This is a genomic window from Psychrobacillus sp. NEAU-3TGS, assembly GCF_029955155.1.
Taxonomy (GTDB): domain Bacteria; phylum Bacillota; class Bacilli; order Bacillales_A; family Planococcaceae; genus Psychrobacillus.
This window is the reverse complement of sequence record NZ_JAPNOZ010000002.1, coordinates 1-20004: the sequence shown is the minus strand read 5'-3', so window position 1 is coordinate 20004 and position 20004 is coordinate 1. Positions and strand designations below refer to the sequence as shown.

General features: G+C 36.9%; 21 protein-coding genes and 2 pseudogenes. 1 reads left to right on the top strand and 22 read right to left on the bottom strand.

Annotated elements, in window-relative coordinates; all coding sequences use genetic code 11:
* Positions 1 to 14: 14 nt before the first annotated feature.
* The 12 genes and pseudogenes from glmU to metG form a co-directional block, all read right to left on the bottom strand.
* Positions 15 to 1385: a bifunctional UDP-N-acetylglucosamine diphosphorylase/glucosamine-1-phosphate N-acetyltransferase GlmU gene (gene glmU / locus OR571_RS00560; RefSeq protein ID WP_282240950.1), complete on the bottom strand. Its 1371-nt coding sequence runs from the start codon at positions 1383 to 1385 to the stop codon at positions 15 to 17.
* Positions 1386 to 1663: 278 nt separating this feature from the next.
* Complete coding sequence (gene spoVG, locus OR571_RS00555) at positions 1664 to 1954, bottom strand: septation regulator SpoVG (protein WP_142540916.1); 291 nt, start codon at positions 1952 to 1954, stop codon at positions 1664 to 1666.
* A 721-nt stretch (positions 1955 to 2675) separates the two neighbouring features.
* Positions 2676 to 3047: a RidA family protein gene (locus OR571_RS00550; RefSeq protein WP_282240949.1), complete on the bottom strand. Its 372-nt coding sequence runs from the start codon at positions 3045 to 3047 to the stop codon at positions 2676 to 2678.
* Positions 3025 to 3876 carry a pur operon repressor gene (gene purR / locus OR571_RS00545; protein WP_282240948.1) on the bottom strand — a complete coding sequence of 284 codons (852 nt, stop codon included), beginning with the start codon at positions 3874 to 3876 and terminating at the stop codon, positions 3025 to 3027. The genes OR571_RS00550 and purR overlap by 23 nt, the downstream gene beginning before the upstream one ends.
* A gap of 55 nt (positions 3877 to 3931) precedes the next feature.
* Complete coding sequence (ispE, locus tag OR571_RS00540) at positions 3932 to 4798, bottom strand: 4-(cytidine 5'-diphospho)-2-C-methyl-D-erythritol kinase (protein ID WP_282240947.1); 867 nt, start codon at positions 4796 to 4798, stop codon at positions 3932 to 3934.
* Positions 4799 to 5019: 221 nt separating this feature from the next.
* On the bottom strand, positions 5020 to 5193 hold the full coding sequence (locus OR571_RS00535) for a small, acid-soluble spore protein, alpha/beta type (RefSeq protein WP_093276510.1): 174 nt from the start codon (positions 5191 to 5193) through the stop codon (positions 5020 to 5022).
* Positions 5194 to 5320: 127 nt separating this feature from the next.
* Entirely contained in the window at positions 5321 to 5584 is a 264-nt protein-coding gene (gene veg / locus OR571_RS00530; protein ID WP_053591096.1) for a biofilm formation stimulator Veg, read from the bottom strand.
* A 155-nt stretch (positions 5585 to 5739) separates the two neighbouring features.
* Positions 5740 to 6617 (bottom strand): annotated as a pseudogene (rsmA, locus tag OR571_RS00525) (16S rRNA (adenine(1518)-N(6)/adenine(1519)-N(6))-dimethyltransferase RsmA).
* A gap of 3 nt (positions 6618 to 6620) precedes the next feature.
* Positions 6621 to 7181, bottom strand: coding sequence for a ribonuclease M5 (gene rnmV, locus OR571_RS00520; RefSeq protein WP_282240946.1), 561 nt, complete (start codon positions 7179 to 7181; stop codon positions 6621 to 6623).
* Positions 7182 to 7265: 84 nt separating this feature from the next.
* Entirely contained in the window at positions 7266 to 8468 is a 1203-nt protein-coding gene (locus OR571_RS00515; protein WP_282240945.1) for a G5 and 3D domain-containing protein, read from the bottom strand.
* A 123-nt stretch (positions 8469 to 8591) separates the two neighbouring features.
* Positions 8592 to 9371: a TatD family hydrolase gene (locus OR571_RS00510; protein ID WP_282240944.1), complete on the bottom strand. Its 780-nt coding sequence runs from the start codon at positions 9369 to 9371 to the stop codon at positions 8592 to 8594.
* A 215-nt stretch (positions 9372 to 9586) separates the two neighbouring features.
* Positions 9587 to 11539 carry a methionine--tRNA ligase gene (metG, locus tag OR571_RS00505; RefSeq protein WP_282240943.1) on the bottom strand — a complete coding sequence of 651 codons (1953 nt, stop codon included), beginning with the start codon at positions 11537 to 11539 and terminating at the stop codon, positions 9587 to 9589.
* Positions 11540 to 11885: 346 nt separating this feature from the next.
* On the opposite strand from metG, the gene OR571_RS00500 reads away from it, so the two are divergent.
* On the top strand, positions 11886 to 12161 hold the full coding sequence (locus tag OR571_RS00500) for an AbrB/MazE/SpoVT family DNA-binding domain-containing protein (protein ID WP_142540905.1): 276 nt from the start codon (positions 11886 to 11888) through the stop codon (positions 12159 to 12161).
* A gap of 42 nt (positions 12162 to 12203) precedes the next feature.
* Here the strand turns inward: OR571_RS00500 and rsmI are convergent, their stop codons facing one another.
* The 10 genes and pseudogenes from rsmI to OR571_RS00450 all read right to left on the bottom strand — a co-directional run bounded on the left by rsmI (position 12204) and on the right by OR571_RS00450 (position 19532).
* Complete coding sequence (gene rsmI, locus OR571_RS00495) at positions 12204 to 13079, bottom strand: 16S rRNA (cytidine(1402)-2'-O)-methyltransferase (protein WP_282240974.1); 876 nt, start codon at positions 13077 to 13079, stop codon at positions 12204 to 12206.
* Entirely contained in the window at positions 13051 to 13344 is a 294-nt protein-coding gene (locus tag OR571_RS00490; RefSeq protein WP_282240942.1) for a GIY-YIG nuclease family protein, read from the bottom strand. The genes rsmI and OR571_RS00490 overlap by 29 nt, the downstream gene beginning before the upstream one ends.
* Entirely contained in the window at positions 13331 to 14077 is a 747-nt protein-coding gene (locus OR571_RS00485) for a tRNA1(Val) (adenine(37)-N6)-methyltransferase (protein WP_282240941.1), read from the bottom strand. The genes OR571_RS00490 and OR571_RS00485 overlap by 14 nt, the downstream gene beginning before the upstream one ends.
* 156 nt (positions 14078 to 14233) lie before the next feature.
* Positions 14234 to 14589 (bottom strand): annotated as a pseudogene (gene yabA / locus OR571_RS00480) (DNA replication initiation control protein YabA).
* A 9-nt stretch (positions 14590 to 14598) separates the two neighbouring features.
* Entirely contained in the window at positions 14599 to 15429 is an 831-nt protein-coding gene (locus tag OR571_RS00475) for a PSP1 domain-containing protein (RefSeq protein ID WP_142540901.1), read from the bottom strand.
* Positions 15422 to 16429: a DNA polymerase III subunit delta' gene (holB, locus tag OR571_RS00470; RefSeq protein WP_282240939.1), complete on the bottom strand. Its 1008-nt coding sequence runs from the start codon at positions 16427 to 16429 to the stop codon at positions 15422 to 15424. The genes OR571_RS00475 and holB overlap by 8 nt, the downstream gene beginning before the upstream one ends.
* Positions 16430 to 16625: 196 nt before the next feature.
* The gene (locus OR571_RS00465; protein WP_282240938.1) at positions 16626 to 17066 is read right to left on the bottom strand and encodes a YaaR family protein; all 441 of its coding nucleotides are present in this window, start codon (positions 17064 to 17066) and stop codon (positions 16626 to 16628) included.
* A gap of 24 nt (positions 17067 to 17090) precedes the next feature.
* Positions 17091 to 17420: a cyclic-di-AMP receptor gene (locus OR571_RS00460; RefSeq protein ID WP_093276576.1), complete on the bottom strand. Its 330-nt coding sequence runs from the start codon at positions 17418 to 17420 to the stop codon at positions 17091 to 17093.
* 46 nt (positions 17421 to 17466) lie between these two features.
* Positions 17467 to 18108 carry a dTMP kinase gene (gene tmk / locus OR571_RS00455; protein ID WP_282240937.1) on the bottom strand — a complete coding sequence of 214 codons (642 nt, stop codon included), beginning with the start codon at positions 18106 to 18108 and terminating at the stop codon, positions 17467 to 17469.
* 2 nt (positions 18109 to 18110) lie between these two features.
* Positions 18111 to 19532 (bottom strand): aminotransferase class I/II-fold pyridoxal phosphate-dependent enzyme, encoded by a 1422-nt coding sequence (locus OR571_RS00450; protein ID WP_282240936.1) that lies wholly within the window; start codon positions 19530 to 19532, stop codon positions 18111 to 18113.
* Positions 19533 to 20004 lie beyond the last annotated feature (472 nt).

The following is a 20004-nucleotide window of genomic DNA, read 5'->3' as shown; positions in this document are numbered from 1 at the left end:
TCCTGAGGAATCAGTTATTTTAGTTTTAGTTTATTTACATAGCCTTCTTTATTTTCTTGTCGTGCACGACCTATTGCAAGTGCTTCACCAGGAACGTTTTTTGTGATTGTAGAGCCTGCAGCAACATACGCCTTAGTTCCAATTGTAACAGGTGCTATTAAATTAGAGTTACAGCCAACAAAAGCATCGTCTTCGATTGTTGTTACAAATTTATTTTTCCCATCATAATTTACTGTAATCGTTCCACAGCCAATATTTACATTTGAGCCAATTGAAGCGTCACCCATATAACTTAAGTGAGAAATTTTACTACCATTTCCTACTGTCGATTTTTTCACTTCAACAAAGTTACCAATCTTCACGTCATTTCCAAGTTCAGACTGTGGTCGAATATGTGCAAATGGACCAATTGTTGTATGATCGCCGACTTCACTCGATAACACAACGGATGAATGGATAGTTGTTCTGTTCCCAATAACACTTGAAACAAGATGACTGTTCGGACCAATTATACAATTTTCTCCAATGGTAGTTTGTCCTTCAATAATAACTCCAGGCTGGATAACTGTGTCTGCACCAATTATCGCATCGCTACTGATGTATGTATTCTGAGGATCAATAATTGTGACACCTTCACGCATATGATGATGAGCAATACGAGATCGCATGATCTGTTCTGCTTGAGAAAGTGCGATTCGATCATTTATACCAAGAATCTCATCAAAATCCTTTGCGGCAAAAGCAGAAACTACTTCTCCTTCTTTTTGCAAAATTTCGATTACATCCGGTAAATAATACTCACCTTGTGCATTTTCATTTTTCACTAATTTTAACGATTTAAATAATGCTTCATTATCGAAACAATAAGTACCTGAGTTAATCTCATTTACAAGCTGCTCTTCTGCAGATGCATCTTTTTGCTCGACAATGCTTTTTACATTTCCACCTTCAGCACGGATTATTCTTCCATACCCAGCTGGATCAGTAGCAATTGCAGTTAAAATCGTCGCTTTAGCTCCTGTTTGTTTATGATGATTTAATAACTCTCTCATTGTTTCTGCTGTAATTAGTGGTGTATCCCCGCAAATTACAATAGTTGTTCCAGATAAATCGGCAAGTGTTGTTTCTGCTTGTAAAACTGCATGCGCTGTTCCTAGTTGCTCTGCTTGAAGTACATACTCACTTCTGTTTCCTAATTCACTTTGAACAACTTCTGCACCATGACCAACTACTGTCACGATTTTTTCAACGCCTAGCTTTTCCATGTTATCGATAACATGTTCCACCATGGGCTTTCCACAGACAGGATGCAGTACTTTATATAGATTTGACTTCATACGAGTTCCTTTACCAGCTGCTAGTACAACCGCAAAAGTATTTGTCATATTCCGAATTCCCTCCAGTGGGCTAATTTCCTCTTTTGACTATAGCGGAAATGAACCGATTTTTCAAGGAAATATCTCTTGACAAATACATGACAAAACAAGTATTATAGACAAATTTATTGCACAAAAAAACCATCTCTGGAATAGAAATGGTTTTGTTGTGCATTTTTTAGTTGTCCAATCTTTTGTACACAGCTCCTCAGGGAAGGATGCTACTCCTTGATATCATAGGAGAAAAAGCTATGGTTATTAGATATAGGCGCTTTTGCTTTTGTATATTATACGCTGGCCTCTGTTAGTTTCTGTTCTTCCGCATCACTACTTAAATGATACGCATACAATACTGCTTCTTGAATTTTGTTTCTCGTTCCAGGATTTATCGGATGGGCAATATCCCTAAATTCACCTTCTGGAGTTCTTTTACTTGGCATTGCAACAAACAACCCAGCATTTCCATCTATCACTCGAATATCATGCACAACAAATTCGTTGTCCAGTGTAATGGAAGCGATAGCACGCATACGACCATCTGTTAGTACTTTGCGTAACCTCACGTCAGTTACTTCCATTTAATCACCACCCCTTTTTCATAGTTGCATCTCTTTCTATCCATATACTATTCCACAAGAATTTCATTTTTCCTTCTTTTATATAAGAATATTTTTAATATTATAAAATAAAAAGTGCTTTATGTTGAGATAGATTCACAATTTAGGAATGCCGCGTGGTAATGGGTTAAATGAATTGTCCGCTAGAATTTCCGCTGCAGAGCGTATGCTTTCCGCTACAATCCGTAAGAAATAATTCTAGTTAATTAGCGTCACTGTTTAATAGCGTTTCACTCCAAGTAAACTTGGTTAATGAAAATTGGTTGCTCTCAAGAGTAATTTGGTTGCTTTCAGACTAGATTAGTTGCCCCCAACGGTCTTTTGGTTGCTCTCAGAATAGAAGTGGTTTCTTTCGACAGCTGTTTGGTTGCCCTTATCCATTTACTGGATCTATAGAGTGGAAAACTGTTGATAATTTTGTTTTTAGTAGGTCGATCATAAATAAAAAAGAATTTACCATTGATTTTGCTGCAGGCGTCGACTCCTGCCGGATGAGGGAGCAAAATGAGACATTCCAACGACGCCCTAAGCGGAGGGAATGGCTCATCGCTCACCCGGTTGAAAGCGTACGACTGCAGTGAAAATCTAGCGGACATCTTCATCAACTCACTACCGCACAGTATCTCTATATCCCTCTTTAAATAAAAAAAAGCATGTTCTCCGAAGAAAACATACTTTATGTTTAAACTATAGCAATTACTTCAATTTCCACTTTTACGTCTTTGGGCAATCTTGCTACTTCTACAGCGGAACGAGCTGGTTTATGGCCTGCAAAATGTTTTTCATACGCATCATTGAATTCTGCAAAATCATTCATATCTTTTAAGAACACCAATGTTTTTACAACTTTGGATAAAGATGAGCCAGCTTCTGTTAAGACTGCCTCTAAATTTGCAAATACTTGTGCTGTTTGTTCTGTTATAGAACCTTCTACAACTTCTCCTGTTGGAGTTAATGGGATTTGGCCAGAGCTATAAAACATTCCATTTACGATAACTCCTTGTACATAAGGCCCGATTGCTGCTGGTGCATTAGTTGTTGCTACTGCTTTCATCTAAATTTCCACCCTTCACAAAATAATTTCCTTCTGTTAAAGCAATTGTACCACTTTTTTCATTTACTTCGTGTAGTTTCACTAGAGATAAATAATCTTTTACTAACTGCTCGCCTTCATGCTCCGCTTCTACCAGTACCGCAATGCCTGCAAGCTCACAATTGAATTCCTCTAGTAAGCTTTTCATCCCGTTAATCGTTCCACCGACCTTCATAAAGTCATCAGTGATTAACACACGTTGTCCTTTTTCCATACTTCTTTTAGAAAGTACCATCGTTTGAATACGTCTGGCAGATCCAGAAACATAATTAATACTAACCGTTGGACCTTCTGTTACTTTACTGTCTCTTCGTACAACAACTACTGGTACATTTAAATGTCTGGCTATGGCGTGCGCAATAGGAATTCCTTTTGTGGCAACCGTCATAATCGCGTCTATTTTTTCCTTTGCAAAAGCGGAAGCAAACACTTTCCCCACTTTATTCATTAGAGCTGGGCTTCCTAACAAATCGGTCATGTACAAGTAGCCACCTGGTAACAAACGTTCTGCCTTTGAAAGTTGTTCCATCAGCTCTTCTGCTACAACTTTTACATCTTCGTCCGTCATCGTCGGGATAAACTTTACTCCACCTGCTGCTCCAGGCACAGTTACAAGTAAACCGCTACCTCTTTCTTCAAATGTTTCTTTTACGATCGTTAAATCTTCACTGATGGAAGATTTAGCTGATTCGTACAAAGAAGCAAAAAATGTCAAAGGGATTAATTTATGAGGATGTTCCATTAAGAATTGCGTCATATCTACTAATCGTTCACTTCTTTTCCACTTCATCCAATCACCTCCAAATACGAATATTTTATAAAAAACTTAACACAAACATCCGTATTTAAGCAAGTGCGTCTCTGTCTCCAATTAATCGAACAGCGTATACTTCATCACAAAAACCACGAAGTCCGTTATATACTCTTTGTACTCTCGATTCCTGATTTACTAGCCCGAATACGGTTGGACCACTACCACTCATCAATACGGCATCTGCACCAAACTTTTGCATCTGCTCTTTTAATACTGCTACTTCTGGATATAGTTTCAATGTGACATCTTCTAATACATTTCCTACCGATGCACACATCAATTCAAAATCTTTTTTCTTGATCGCTTGAATCATTTGTTCTGTATTTGGATGTGTTATGTCATTTATTTTTAAATTCCCATAAATATCGGCAGTTGAAACTCCAAGTGTTGGCTTTGCTAGAATGACCCAGCAATTTACAGGAGGCGGTAACTTTTGAATTTTTTCGCCTCTTCCAGTTGCAAGTGCTGTTCCACCGTAAACACAAAAGGCAACATCTGAACCGATTTTAGTAGCTACCTGAGCAAGCTCGTCCAATGTAAGCCCTAAATTCCATATCGTATTTAATCCTCTTAATGTGGCAGCGGCATCACTACTTCCACCAGCTAGTCCAGCCGCAACAGGAATATTCTTTTCGATTTTTATCGATACACCAAGCTTCACATTGTACATTTCTTTTAATATCTTCGCAGCCTGATATGCTAAATTGCGATGATCATTTGGAACAAAACGATCGACCGATATTATATGTATAGCTCCATCTTCTCTTACTTCCAATCCAATACGGTCTGCTAAATCAACTGTCGTCATTATCATTTCAACTTCATGATACCCGTCTGGACGTTTATGTAGTACATCAAGGGTTAGGTTTATTTTGGCAGGTGCTTTTACATAGTACATCCCATCTGCTCCTTTTCCAACATATATTGTTCCCTATTTTACCATAGTACATAAGAAAAGCGGAAGCGCCTATGTTAGCACGATACACTCTAAGATCACAACGACTGTCTGACTGCTTCGTAAAGCATCCTAAGTAAGCCACATTGTGACGACTTAAAAAAGAAAAGGCAGATTTCTCTGCCCCTTCTAGTTGCTAATTGCTCTGTTTTTGAGAATCTCGCTTACTTTGGTGATTTCATTTGTTGTTCAGCCATTTCAATTGCTCTTTTCACCATATTACCTGCATCACGTGATTTTATTCCACCCCAGCCCTCGGTTTTGACAACGTCATAAAATCCAAGATCTTTTGCTATCTCTTCTTTTAATTCATTAGACATAATACCTTTTCTAGCCATGTGGTGAATCCTCCTTTTTAACAACTAGCCTTTTTAGTATGCCCCATAAAACAGAAAAAACTCTTTTTCCATTCCTAAGAACAGAGAAAGAGCTTTTTCTAATATAAAATGTAAAAGTTCTAGTTACTCATTTTACAACGATTAAATTATTTGCTTCATCAAAAATAGTGATTTCTACTGCTTCTGTCAAAATGTCTGCATAACTATAAGATACACGTTCAAAAGAATTTTCATCTTGATCCAAGTCGATAACGAATACGGCGTGATAAGTTTCTCTTAATACACCAGCTCGTTCGATTGTTTTCTTACGTCCCCCGTTTGCTTTTAATTGCAAACGCTTGCCTAAATGATGATCTAATGACTTCTTAATATCAGCTAAAGTTTTTGGCATTCCGCTTACACCTCACTGAATATTACTATATCATGTATTTATTTTTTTGTCAAACAAAATATTTTAACAACCAGAGGTACCCTTTGTCAACGTTTTTATTTCTATTCAATGACTACTTTTGTTTATAAACATTACTAATATTGTAACAAGTAGGATTAATGAAAATGAGGATATAACTCATCCGCTAAACGTCCAAATTCTTCAATAGTTAAAGTTTCCCCTCTTCTAGTCGGATTAATACCTACTTTTTCTAAAGATTGTAGAATTAAGTCTTTCTTCTGTTTACCATTTGGCAAGGAGGATTGCAGATTATTGATAATCGTTTTTCTGCGTTGGACAAATGATCCCCTTGATACTTGAAACAAAAAGTCTTCATCGATTACATGTACTGGTGGTTCTTCATGTCGTGTTAGCTTGATAACCGCCGATTCCACATTAGGTTGAGGCATAAAAACCGCTTTCGGTACGATCATAGCCACTTCTGCTTTCATGTAGTATTGAATGGCTATAGAAAGAGACCCGTACGCTTTTGTTCCAGGTTTCGCAGTGATCCGGTCTGCTACTTCTTTTTGCATCATGACAACCATTCCTCGGATAGGAAGACGGTCCATTAACAATTTTAACAAGATAGGTGTAGTTACATAGTAAGGTAAATTTGCAACTACCATGACATCTTTATAATTCTCCAGCTTGTCTGCAAACATTTGTTTTACATCTGCTTCTAATATATCAGAATGGACAATTTCTACATTATCGTATGGGGATAGTGTATCTGCTAATACTGGCAATAGTCGTTGGTCAATTTCAAAAGCGACTACTTTTCCTGCAGCTCTTGCTAAATGCTCTGTTAAAGCACCAATTCCTGGTCCAATTTCTATCGCTGCAGAATCTTTAGTAAGTTCAGCATGAGCTACGATATTCCGTAGAATATTCGGATCGATTAAAAAATTTTGTCCTAAACTCTTTTTAAATGAAAAACCATATTTTTTAGTATCTCTTGTGTGCGAACCGGGGTAGCTATATCTTTTTGCATAAATTATTTGTCCTCCATATCCAGTTGTAAAATTGCTTCTGCTAGCTGCTCTTTGCTAATTTGAAAAACGGAAAGTCGCTTTTGTAATTGTTTCCCATTTGTGTACCCAATTTTCAATTGCTCTCCGAGTCTTGTTCTTCGTTCTTTGGAGTTTGGAAAGCCAATCAACTTTCCTTCTACCAGCATATTTAAAGGGATATCCTCTGTTACATCCGTATCAGTCTTAGGTGTGTAAACACTTGCAAGAGCAAGTCGGATATCTTCATCTTTTGCATGTTCGATTCCTAGTCCTTTTCCGTTTTTGGCAACGGTCTTTTCTTTCGTTAAAAACGCATGCTTCACATTAGGAACATGCTCTTCAATAATGGCACGGATCCTTCTTCCAGGGTAATCCGGATCTGTAAATACGATAACCCCTCTTTTGTCTTGTGCATGCTGGATTTTCATCAATGTCTCTTTAGAAATAGCGGATCCGTTCGTTTCTATCGTATCTGCTTCGACAGCACGCTTAACAGCAGTTGTATCATCCTTACCTTCTACAACAATTACTTCTTTTATTCGCAAAGGTACTTCCTCTTTTCTACTTTATTACTCCTTATCATAACGCAAAAAAGCTTCCCCTAACAACGAAAGGGAAGCTATACAACATCAATTAAGCACTTTTACACGTACCTTCTTGCGTCCAAAATTATATGCTTTGGATTTGGAAGGCATAAATAAGTCAATTTTGTTTCCTTTTATGGCACCACCAGTGTCGCCAGCTACCGCATAGCCATAGCCTTCTACCCACACTTTAGAGCCTAGTGGAATTACTTTAGGATCTACGGCAACTACTTTCACATCTGGATTAGATTTTAGATTAATCCCAGTTGTAGTAACACCAGAGCAACCATTGCAATAAGCGGTATAAGCGGTTGCTGTTACATAGAACTCTTTGCCGTCACTAGTATCCGAAGCCCCACGAGATACACTAGCAGTCACTACTTTTGTTCCAACTGCAACTACTTTTTTCGTAGGCTCTTTAGTCACTTTTTCACTGATAACATTACGAGATACTTCTACCCCGTTTTCTTTTATCACATCATATGTACGTGAAACAGTTCCTTTTTCGCCTGCTTGCACTACTTTTTCTTTCCCTTTTAATAGCGAGTCATCTTTTTTCGTTTCTACTGCAAAATTTGTAGCTTCCTCAACTACATCGGTGACCTTTTCTACTCGCACCACTTTTATAACGGAATCTGGAATGACCTTCTCATCCATTTGCCGTTCTACTCGGTCGAATTCATTCAATTGAATGTTATGTTGTTTTAAAAAGTCAGCGACCGTAGTCGAAGTGGACCATACCTTCTTCTCTTCATTACCATCTAAAAGCGTGACTTCAAACGCTTTTTCAACTGCAATTTTGTTATTCGGTCCAACCTCTGCATCCGCAGCAGGTGTTATAGCATCATGTTCGTTTATTGGAACATCTGCTTTTGCGAGTATTTCTGAAACTAAATGTTCAGTAGTGTTGATTGTTTGAATTTCTCCATCTACTGTAATTTCTATTTGTCTAGCCTGCTCCCACTCAATCGCTATATTATTTTTGATTGAAGTGTTCAATGAGGGTTTTAAAAAGTCTTCGTTTGCAACTACTATGTTATGTTGTTTTAGTAGTTCTTCGACTGTATTTGCATGTGTTAAAATCTCTTGTTGTTCACCGTTGACTGTTAAAGCAACAGTTTTCTTTGTTCCTTCGAATAATACGAAAGAAACCACTGCAAGAAACAATAGTAAAGATGCAATAGTTACTAGTGTTTGCTTGCTCCTCAATGAATGAAAGAACAGGTTTTTCATGGAATTATTTGACATGAAAAACGCCTCCTTGTTCACTCGAGTGATTATATAGAGTACTCGTCATCTTGTCAACTTTTTATATTTTATTGTACTATTCAAACATGACGAAAACCCGCTGTGTTAAGTTTGTGGTAATGTTTACCTACTTTCATCTGTAATGCGGAAAAATTGTTCTGCATTATTCGTTGTTGCTTCTGCTACTTGTTCAATTGGAAGCCCTTTTAACCTTGCGATTTCTTCCGCAACTAAAGTTACAAGTGCAGGCTCATTTCTTTTTCCTCGATGAGGATGGGGTGCCAAATATGGTGCATCCGTTTCAATCAATAGATGTTCTAAAGGAATTTCCGTAGCTACTTCCTTAGGCTTTTTAGCATTTTTAAAAGTTACTGGACCTCCCAGTGAAATTTTGAATTTCATGTCGATACATTGTCTCGCTGTTTCGACACTTCCTCCAAAACAATGCATAATTCCGCCAGTTAAATAGGCATCTTCTTCTTTTAAAATACGTACAACATCTTCCGTTGCATCTCGATTATGAATGATAATCGGTAAATTTACCTTTTGAGCTAAGCGAATTTGTTTTCGGAATAATGTTTGTTGAATTTCTTTTGGTGATTTATCCCAGTAATAATCCAATCCTGTTTCACCGATTCCTACTACTTTTTCATGCGCAGCAAGCTCTTCTATCCATTGTAGATCCTCATCTGTGCAATCGATTGCGTCTACAGGATGCCAACCAACTACCGCATAAATGAATGTATATTGTTCCACCAGCTTCATTGCTCGTTCGATTGTTTTACGATCAAATCCAACAACAACCATTTTCTTTACGTTTGCTTCCAGTGCACGATCAATTACTTCTTGTAAATCTTCATCATATTGATCGGCGTTTAAGTGCACATGTGTGTCTATAAACATTCCATTTTCCTCCTTTATTACCATGAATATTAGGCGAAATAGTATTTTCAAATAGTATTCAACGAAAATTATTTAGCTTATTAAGGGAAGCTCGTCCAAATGCCCTCGGAATCAGAGCCGTTTTATCTATAATAAATGATTTTCTAATTCAGTTAAAATGATACGAAGTTAAATAAGACCTGTCACTTTTTCAGCAACAGGTCTATTTTAAACAATTATTTCACTTGTGCGCCATTTTCAAGTTTTTCATCTACTGTTGCTAGTGTTAAGAAACCATCTTTTTCGCCAGCAAGAATCATCCCTTGAGAAAGTTCTCCTCTAAGTTTTACTGGTTTTAAGTTAGCTACTACAATTACTTTCTTGCCAACAAGATCTTCTGGCTTATAGTGTTTCGCTATTCCTGAAACAACTTGACGTTTTTCATAACCCATATCCAATTGTAGCTTCAATAGTTTATCTGCCTTTGGAATTTGTTCGCATTCTATAACCGTAGCAACTCGCAAATCAACTTTAAAGAAATCATCAATTGAAATCTCTTCCGATTGAACTTCCTCTACCACTTCTTCCTGTGGTGTTTGCACAGACCCGCGCATTTGATCGCGAATATAAGCTACTTCCACATCAACATCTAAACGGGGGAATATTGGCACTCCCGTTTGAATTACTTCTATTCCATCTCCAATTTCGTGGAAGTTTCCAAGCTTATCCCACTCCAAATATTCTTCTGTCAATCCAAGCTGTTTTATGATTTCTTTAGGACTGTTCGTCATAAATGGTTGGATTAATATTGCTATTTGACGTAAACTTTCTGCTAAGTTCGTCATTACAGCTGCCAACTGACCGCGAAGTGCCTCATCTTTTGCAAGTACCCATGGTTGTGTTTCATCAATGTATTTATTAGTACGAGAGATAAAAGCCCATAATTCACTCAATACAATACTAAATTGCATCTTCTCCATGCTCTCTTCGTACTTTTCAATTGTTTCTTTAGCGAATTCCTGAAGAGCTGCATCAAATTCTGTAGGCTCACTTAGAGCTGCTGGAATTTTTCCGTCGAAGTATTTATTGATCATGGAAACTGACCTATTTAACAAATTACCTAAGTCATTCGCTAAGTCGAAGTTTGTGCGTTCCACAAACGATTCAGGTGAAAACACCCCATCTTGTCCAAATGGAAGCTCACGCAACAAGAAATAACGTGTTGCATCTAAACCGTAACGTTCGACTAACATTTCTGGATAAACGACATTTCCTTTAGATTTAGACATTTTGCCGTCTTTCATCATGATAAATCCATGTGCAAATACCTTTTTAGGTAGTGGTAAATCTAATGCCATTAAGAAAATTGGCCAGTAAATTGTATGGAACCTTACAATATCTTTCCCTACCACATGTACATCTGCCGGCCAATACTTTTTAAATAACGAATCATCGTCCGATAAATAACCAAGAGAAGTAATATAATTCGTTAAGGCATCTACCCATACGTATATTACATGCTTTGGATCTCCTGGTACTCGTATTCCCCAATCGAATGATGTTCTGGAAACAGATAAATCTTCTAAACCAGGCTTAATGAAGTTATTAATCATTTCATTTTTTCGAGACTCTGGTTCAATAAACTCTAAATTCTTTTCATAATAAGTCAAAAGACGATCTGCGTATTTCTTCATATTAAAGAAATATGACTCTTCTTTTACTTTATGAACAGGTCTGCCACAGTCCGGACAGTTGCCATCTACTAACTGGCTTTCTGTAAAGAATGACTCACAAGGCGTACAATACCAACCTTCGTATTCACCCTTATAAATATCCCCATTGTCCAAGAAACGTTGAAATATTTTTTCTACCGTTTTGGTATGACGTTCTTCCGTCGTCTGAATGAAATCATCATATGAAATGTCCATTAAAGCCCACACTTTTTTTGCTGCTTCTGCAATTTCATTTACATATGCTTGCGGCTCCATTCCAGCTTCTTGAGCTTTTTCTTGAATTTTTTGACCATGCTCATCCATTCCTGTAAGGAATCTGACATCATAGCCTCTTAGTCTTTTGTAACGTGCCATTGCATCGGATGCTACTGTTGTGTACGCAGTACCAATATGAAACTTGCCACTTGGATAGTAAATAGGCGTTGTTAAGTAAAATGTTTTTTGTTGATCTTTCAATGAAAAATGCCTCCAATGCGAAAATCTACTTTATATTCTATTCTATCTAAACGGCGTATTTGTTTCAAATAATTAATAAATCTAAAGCATATTTATTCAATAGTACTTAGCTGATTAATTTATTAAATAAAACAGTTAATATTTCAAATAATAACTATTTTTATTTTATTAATCAAATATTTATCTATTAATAAATTAAATAATCATATTTTTACCATATAACGCAAGTATTTTGTTAATTTAATTATTGACGAAAATGGTATTACTTGGTATGATATTATGTATGAAAGAGATTTATGTCGAATATTGACGAAAAATTTGTACTCTTGAGAGGAGAAAATTTATAATGAAATCTACAGGTATTGTTCGTAAAGTTGATGAATTAGGACGCGTAGTTATTCCGATTGAACTTCGTCGTACATTAGGTATTGCAGAAAAGGATGCATTAGAAATTTATGTAGATGATGACAAAATTATCTTAAAAAAATATATGCCAAACATGACTTGCGCTGTAACTGGTGAAGTGTCAGATGACAACCTTCGTCTTGTTGGCGGTAAATTAATTCTAAGCCCAGAAGGTGCAGAATTACTAATTAAAGAGATTCAAAATAACTTAAAATAAATAAAACATCCGTATTCTTTGTTAGAATATGGATGTTTTTAATTATTCTACATGATAGTTTTGATAAACCTCTCTTTTTGGTAAACCTCTTTGGATTGCTACTTCTTTAATAGCCTCTTTTGTAGTACATTGTTTTTCTTCTATAATACTGTTCACGTGTTCTTCTATACTTAGCTTCTCCCACCATGCAGTTTCTATTTCATCCAATGCTCCATCACTACCATTTAATACGATACAAAATTCACCACGAATTTCATTTTGCTCTACCCAACTTACCGCATCATCAATTGTTCCTCTTAAAAACTCTTCAAACTTTTTTGTTAGCTCTCTCGCTAATACAATTTGACGAGTGCCTTCCATAATTGCTTGTATATCTTTTAACGATTCCTTTAACCGATGTGGAGATTCGTATAAAATAATCGTCTCCTGTCTTTTTTGAAGCTGCGTGATTTCTGCTTTTCTTTCTTTTTTATTTCTACTTAAAAATCCATAAAAGAAAAAAGGTTGTGTTGATAATCCGGATGCGATTAACGCACTTAGTGCAGCATTTGCCCCTGGGATCGGCACGACAGCAAATCCTTCACTGACAGCTTTTGCTGCAATATCTGCTCCAGGATCTGAAATGCAAGGAAGTCCAGCATCACTTACTAACGCTATACGTTTTCCCTGTCTTAATAGATTTAAAATCTTTTCTCCTCCAGCTTGCTGATTGTGGTCATGATAACTCATTAGTGGCGTCGATATCTCAAAATAATTACAAAGTTTTTTCGTGTTACGTGTATCTTCTGCTGCTATCATATCTACTTCTTTTAATATGCGAATAGCACGCATCGTCATATCCTCTAGATTGCCGATAGGCGTTGCAACTAAGTATAAGCAGCTACTTTGTTCATACTCCGTCGATTTCTGAGATTTCATCATTTTTTGGTCCTCCCATATAATGAGTCTTTTGCTTCCTCGATAATTGTTTAAAAGCATATTCTGCCTGCAATGCCTCACTTTTCGTGTCAAACGTTTCATGATATATACAGACTACTGGGCGTTTTGCTCGTGTATATTTTGCTCCTTTTCCCTCATTATGCACCTTAACTCTTTTGGTTAAATCATTCGTATAACCTGCATAATAGGAACTATCACTACATTCCAAAACATAAAATGTATGGATTTTTTCATTCTTTTCCATATAACATCTCTCTTACTTCTTCTGTATATTGCCCGTCTGCTCCGTATACATATAAAGGAGGTAAAATTTTTAAATCTGGCTTCCCATCTTTTATTGCTTCTATTAATAGTGTATTTGCTTCTTTTCCTTCTTTTGGATAGACAAAACGAATACGCTTAGGCTCTAATCGATTAGCTCTCATCGCTGTTACAATATCAAGTAATCTTCCAGGTCGATGAACAAATGCTGCTTTTCCACCTTGCTTTAACAATTCACTTGCAGAAATGACTGCTTCCTCTAGCGTCAGATGAATCTCGTGCCTAGCAATCGCTAAATGTTCTTTTAAATTCCGTTCACTCGCTTCATGAGCTGGAAAATAAGGTGGATTACAAGTAACAACATCGTATTTTTCCGATCCAATTTGTGTGGCAATACCTTTTACATCGCCTTGCTTAATCGTAATTTGTTCTGAAAGTTTGTTGTATGCAACACTTCTTGTGGCCATATCTGCAAGCCTTTCTTGCAATTCAATCCCTATTATTTCTGCTTTCGTACGTGCGCTTAAAAATAATGGAATTGCTCCATTTCCCGTGCATAAATCTACAACTTTTCCTCTTTTAATCGGGACATATGTAAACCTTGCTAATAAAACAGCATCCAATGAGAATGAGAAAACAGAAGGACTTTGAATAATTCGCAATTCCTCTGCCAATAAATAATCGAGCCGTTCGTCATCCTTTAACCATTGTTCCATCATTAATTCCTCCAAGCATTAGAAAAGCAAAAGCGCCTATTTCCCCCCGAGGGGTAGGGCACTTGAGCTAGATTGATACTAAGTAAAAAAGTTTATACTTTCTTACCTCAAAATAAAAGACTGACACCCTCTTTTGGAGTGGCATCAGTCAATTGATCATACGTTTTGTTTATTTAAAATGATAAGCAAAATAGACAATCTTCTTCTTTACGAGAGCTTCCAAAATGAACATGACAAACATGATAGCCTTCTTGATAAAGTCGTGCTAAATTGTCATGACCTTCTCCAATGTCTGCCTTGTTTAATCTTTCTTCTCGAGCTTTCTCATTTAATACTTCTTTTTCATGCATTTCATCGAGTCTCTGCCTTAAATGGTTGTTCTCTTGTTGTAGCGTTTGTTGTTCTTCTACCATTATCGCCACAAATTCTTTTAAAGCTCGAAATTGCAGCTGCGTGGACTCTAGTTGTTTTTCAAATTCTATAATTGTATCTAAAAAATTTCGGTCCATCACACATTCACCTCATTGCCTCGACCATTCTACCGGATTTTCCGCATGGCTAATAATTTCTTCTAACGTGTAATCTAATACTCTTTGGGGATCATTTAACTCAATACGCAAAACTCGCTCTAAAATATTCATACTTACTACTCTTCCAAAACCGTCTGGCGTTTCAATTCTATCGCCAATATCTGGCATTTGTTCTCTTGCTTCTTCGTACTCATCATTTTCATACTTTAAACAACACATTAAACGTCCGCATAGCCCAGATATTTTCGATGGGTTCAACGATAAGTTTTGATCTTTTGCCATTTTAATAGATACTGGTTCAAAATCACCTAAAAATGTAGAACAGCAAAGCATGCGCCCACATGGACCAATGCCCCCTAGCATTTTCGCTTCATCACGAACCCCGATTTGTCGAAGTTCAATGCGAGTTCTAAATACAGATGCTAAATCCTTTACTAAATCACGAAAATCTACTCGACCTTCCGCAGTAAAATAAAAAATAATTTTGTTTCTGTCAAATGTATATTCAACATCCACAAGTTTCATCTCTAAAGCTCTTTCTAGAATTTTCTCTGTTCCTAAAGCCAAAGCTTGTACAGATTCTAAACGATTTTCTTCTACTTGAATACGATCCTTTTCCGTAGAAGGTCTTACTACCTGTTTTAAAGGAAGTACAACATCATGCTCTCCTACTTGCTTAATCGGTACGACAACCTTACCGTACTCGACTCCCCTAGCAGTTTCTACAATCACATAGTCGTCTTTCTCTAGTGCAAAATCTACTGGATCAAAATAATATATTTTACCCGCTTTTTTAAAGCGAACTCCTACAACTTTATACAAAAGTAAATACCTCCTGCAAGTTCAGCATTAACTGCTCCATCATCAGTGTCCGGTTCATGTTCTTATGCAAATTTTGTTTTGCATGTAAAATTATTTCTAATTGCTTGGATAATTGCTCATACGTTGTATGTAGGGCAACTTGATTCCAATAAGGGATCATATCCGGATAAGTACAGACTGCGACGTTACTTGCTTTTATAGCTACTATATCACGATAAGCGAATAGTAGTAAATCTAATGCTTGCTCTGCTTGTTCCTTTTCTTTAAGCAATGGCCCAAAATCTTCATGAATACACATCAATGCATCCTGAACACTTTTTCCACTTGCTTCAACTAATTTTAACACTGATTTCCTTGCAAGTCCAAAGTGCTCGTCCTTTGCTAGGACAATCGCTTCTTCCACTTGATTTGTCATTCGACAAACAGTAGAAGCCATAGAATCAGTTATTCCCTGTTCCACAAGTCTTTGCTTCAGAACGGATTGGGGCATGGCTGCTAGACTTATATGCTGACATCTAGAACGAATAGTTGGTATTAATGCATGCATTCTATCAGTTAAAAGTATTGCCGTTATTTCACTTTGCGGCTCTTCTAAAAATTTTAATAATGTATTTGCAGCACTTGCATTCAATTGATCTGCATGATGGATAACATATATTTTACGACCAGTTTCAATTGCAGTTTTACTCATTTCTTGAATTAAATCATCTATTTGACCTCTTTTTATAAATTGTCCGTCTGGTTCAAGCTCTTTAAAGTTTAGGTGATTATTTGATTTTAATCTCTTACAGCTTCGACATGTTTCACATGGAACATTTTGTGTAGGGTTTTCACATAATATGAGCTGTACAAAAAATTGCATCACCTTTACTTTTCCAGTACCTTTTGCACCCTCTATGATATATGCATGTCCTACGCGTTTTTTCTGAATAAGTGATTGTATTTGCTTTATAGCGACTGGTTGCAATTTATCTACTGCTTCAAACGACCAGTTGTTCATGTTGTCACCTTCTTTTATTCAATTCCTTTTAACTATGTGCAGTTTGTTTTTTCGCGTTAGCTTTTCACAGGCGAAAATTGATTAATAGAGAGCCACAATGATAGGAGGCTACTAACATGCTAGATTAACAATTATATATAAATTCTTTTCTCTCTTAAAAACTCCCGTGTCTCGCGATTGGCGAAAACACGGGAGTTTACGTGTAAAGGTTAATAAGTAGACCTTTTATTTCTCCGATTTTATCTAAAAGATCAATGGAGCTTTTCTCTTGGTCTAAAATCTCTTCAGCTAGTTCCACTAATTTCTCATCAATTGTTTCCACAATCTTTAACTTTCTACCTTCACCAAAACGATTCCATGTATGAGATTGTTTTAACCCCATTCCAAAATCTACGGCTTCTTGTAGAAACTTTCGAATTAGCGTTTTAAACTTTGCCATATCACGTAAATTTCTTGATCGTGCAAGACGATCTCCTGCCGTTGAAATATCTCCTAACAGTTTAGTTATTGTTTCTGTTTGCATTCTTTGTTCATGCTTAGTAACCATTTGTCCAAAGTTTGCAGATCGTGGGCCATTCTGGATAGAGTCTTTTCTTACTTTATCTAATCCTACTCGTAAATCTTGATTTATCTTCAATCTTTTCTACCCCTTCCCTCATTATTAAAAATGATGGAATTGTTCAATCGGTAGAACAAATACTGTAGCTCCTCCAACTTCAACCTCTACAGGGTAGGGAATATATGAATCTGCATTTCCTCCCATTGGAGATACAGGTGCAACCATTTGCTCTCGTGCTCGACAATTATCTCTAATCAATTCTAAAGCTGAAGCCACTAATGAGTCATCGGTACCGATTAAAAAGGTAGTGTTTCCAGATCGTAAAAAACCACCTGTACTTGCCAGCTTTGTCGCTCTAAATTTTGCTTTTGTTAAAGCATTGGATAATCGATTACTATCCTGATCCTGTACTACCGCTACTATCAATTTCATCGATACTCACTCCTTTTGTATTTTCTTCTTTTTATTATAACATGAATTATCTAATTATTTCTAATTGGCTTTTTATTACTTTATATACATCTTCTAAAACTGTTTTCACAGAGCGAGAAGCATCAATCACTTCAATTCGTTCTGGATACTGATCAACTAACGATAAATAACCTTCTCTAACTTTTTCATGGAACATTAAACTTTCTGCATCTAACCGATTTTTTTCACGATTTTTATGTGCATTGATTCTGGCAAGTCCCACACTAGGTTCAATATCGAAAAGAATCGTTTTATCCGGCATTGTATCACCAATTGCAAACTTATTGATAGCTAGTATTTCTTGTACTCCGATGCCTCTTGCAAAGCCTTGGTAAGCAAGTGAACTATCTATAAAACGATCACATATAACTATCTTCCCTGCATCAATAGCAGGCTGTACCTTTTCAACTAAATGCTGTCTGCGGGCTGCCGCATATAGTAAAGCTTCCGTACGACTCTCCATCATTATATGCTCGTTATCTAAAATTATGTTTCTAATCTTTTCCGAAATCATAATTCCACCAGGCTCTCTTGTCATCACAACGTCGTAGCCTTCTTCGTTTAATTTATCTCCCAGTAAATTCATTACTGTAGTTTTTCCGGCTCCCTCAGGACCTTCACTAGTTATAAAATACCCTCTTTTTTGCACACTTAATCCTCCACTACATATATTAAATTTTCCGTTAGTCGATGTTCACCTTGAAATACCGCACCTTTTTCTAACCATTCTTCCAATTCCGTGAGCATCGAGACCGTAATTTTCTCTCCTGGTATTATTAAGGGTATTCCTGGTGGGTAGGGAATTACCATCGCTTTTGCTATTCTTCCGATAGAACGCGTATATGGAATCCATTCTCCTTGCTTTTCACTTAATACACCTACACTCATTTGCAATGTAGAAAGGGGCTTTTGAATAATTGGATGGCCTTCACTTGGACTATTTGCTACTTCTTTTCGTAATTCATCTACTGCGTGCTTTATACGCTTTCTAATATCTGCAAAAGGATATTCATGCTCTCCTTTTAATAAAGGCAAAATTAATAATACCTGATGTGTATCGGCTAATTCTACATATATATTCTGTGCTTCAAAAGCTTTTTGTATTTGAAAACCAGCATAATTGTCAACTCGTATTAACAGTTTTAGTGGGTCGTCTACTTGTAATACCTGCAGATGAGGAATAGTCTCCAATGCATGAACAAATAACTTTCTTCTATTCATGAAGTTTTTATAATCAATCTCATTGTATCTTTCCACATAGCTTCTTGCATCATCCAGCGAAGCTAGTATGAGATAGGACGGACTGCTAGATTGTAGCATTCTTAAATACTTATTTATGGCATTTTCCTCAACTAACTTCGAATTAAAATGTAAAAAAGAACCCATAGTCAATGCTGGTAATGTTTTATGAGCAGATTGCACAACTACGTCTGCTCCATACATTAATGCAGACTTCGGAAATTGCTTATTAACTTGGAAGTGAGCCCCGTGAGCTTCATCCACCAATACCGGTATATTATTCGTGTGACACAAGTCGATAATATCCTTTAATTCAGAAGAGGCAACACCATAATAGCTAGGATAGGTGAGTACAACAGCTCTAGCCATTGGATACAGTTGTATTGCCTTATTAATTACGTCCATTGGAACATAAGAGGCGGTTTTCGTTCGCTCATCCCATTCTGGTGTTACAAAGATAGGCTCTGCACCAACTAATTCAATCGCGTGAAAAATAGACTTATGAGCATTTCTTTGTACAATAATTTGCTCTCCAAACTGACAAGTAGCATAGATCATTGCCAAGTTTCCTACCGTTGTTCCATTTACTAAAAAGAAGCTTTTCTGTGTTTCATATGTAACTGAAAGTAGTCGTTCGGCTTCTTTAATTGCTTCTTCTGGATGATGATAGTCATCTAACCCACTTAGCTCGGTCAAGTCATACCGCATAGTTTCTTGCATTGCTTTTGGCAAGTTTGATAAAAGTCCGTTCTTATGTCCAGGTACATGAAAAGAAATATTTCTTTGACTATGAAATTTCTCTAATGCCTCGACTAACGGTCGTTTTTCCTGCATGTTATACTACCTCACAATTTCCCTACTGATTCTCTTCTTTCATTATACATGAATTGAGCTTTTTTATGTTTCTCTCTGTTTCATATAATTCCACATAATAGGGAAACTGCGCGGTAGCAAGCTCTATTTAGGTGACCAATAGGATTTTCGCTGCAGGGCGGACTCTTTCCGCCGGCATGGCTTCAATCTCCTCGTCGTTCACGCTCCTGCGGGGCTTTCAGCTCGTGCTGTTCCCGCTGGAATCGTCACCCTTTCGCTACAATCCAGTAGAGTTTGCTAATTACTAAGACATGATGCACTAGATCTAGTACTATATTGTTTTTTCTATAGGGAAAACCTATGACTAATTGAATAAGACTTACTTTATAGTGATTATTAGTAGGTTCTATTGATTGGAGTGCAAGGCGGCGACTCCTGTGGGAATAGCGAGACAGGTGAGACCCCGCACGTAGCGTTAGCGGAGGAGGAGGCT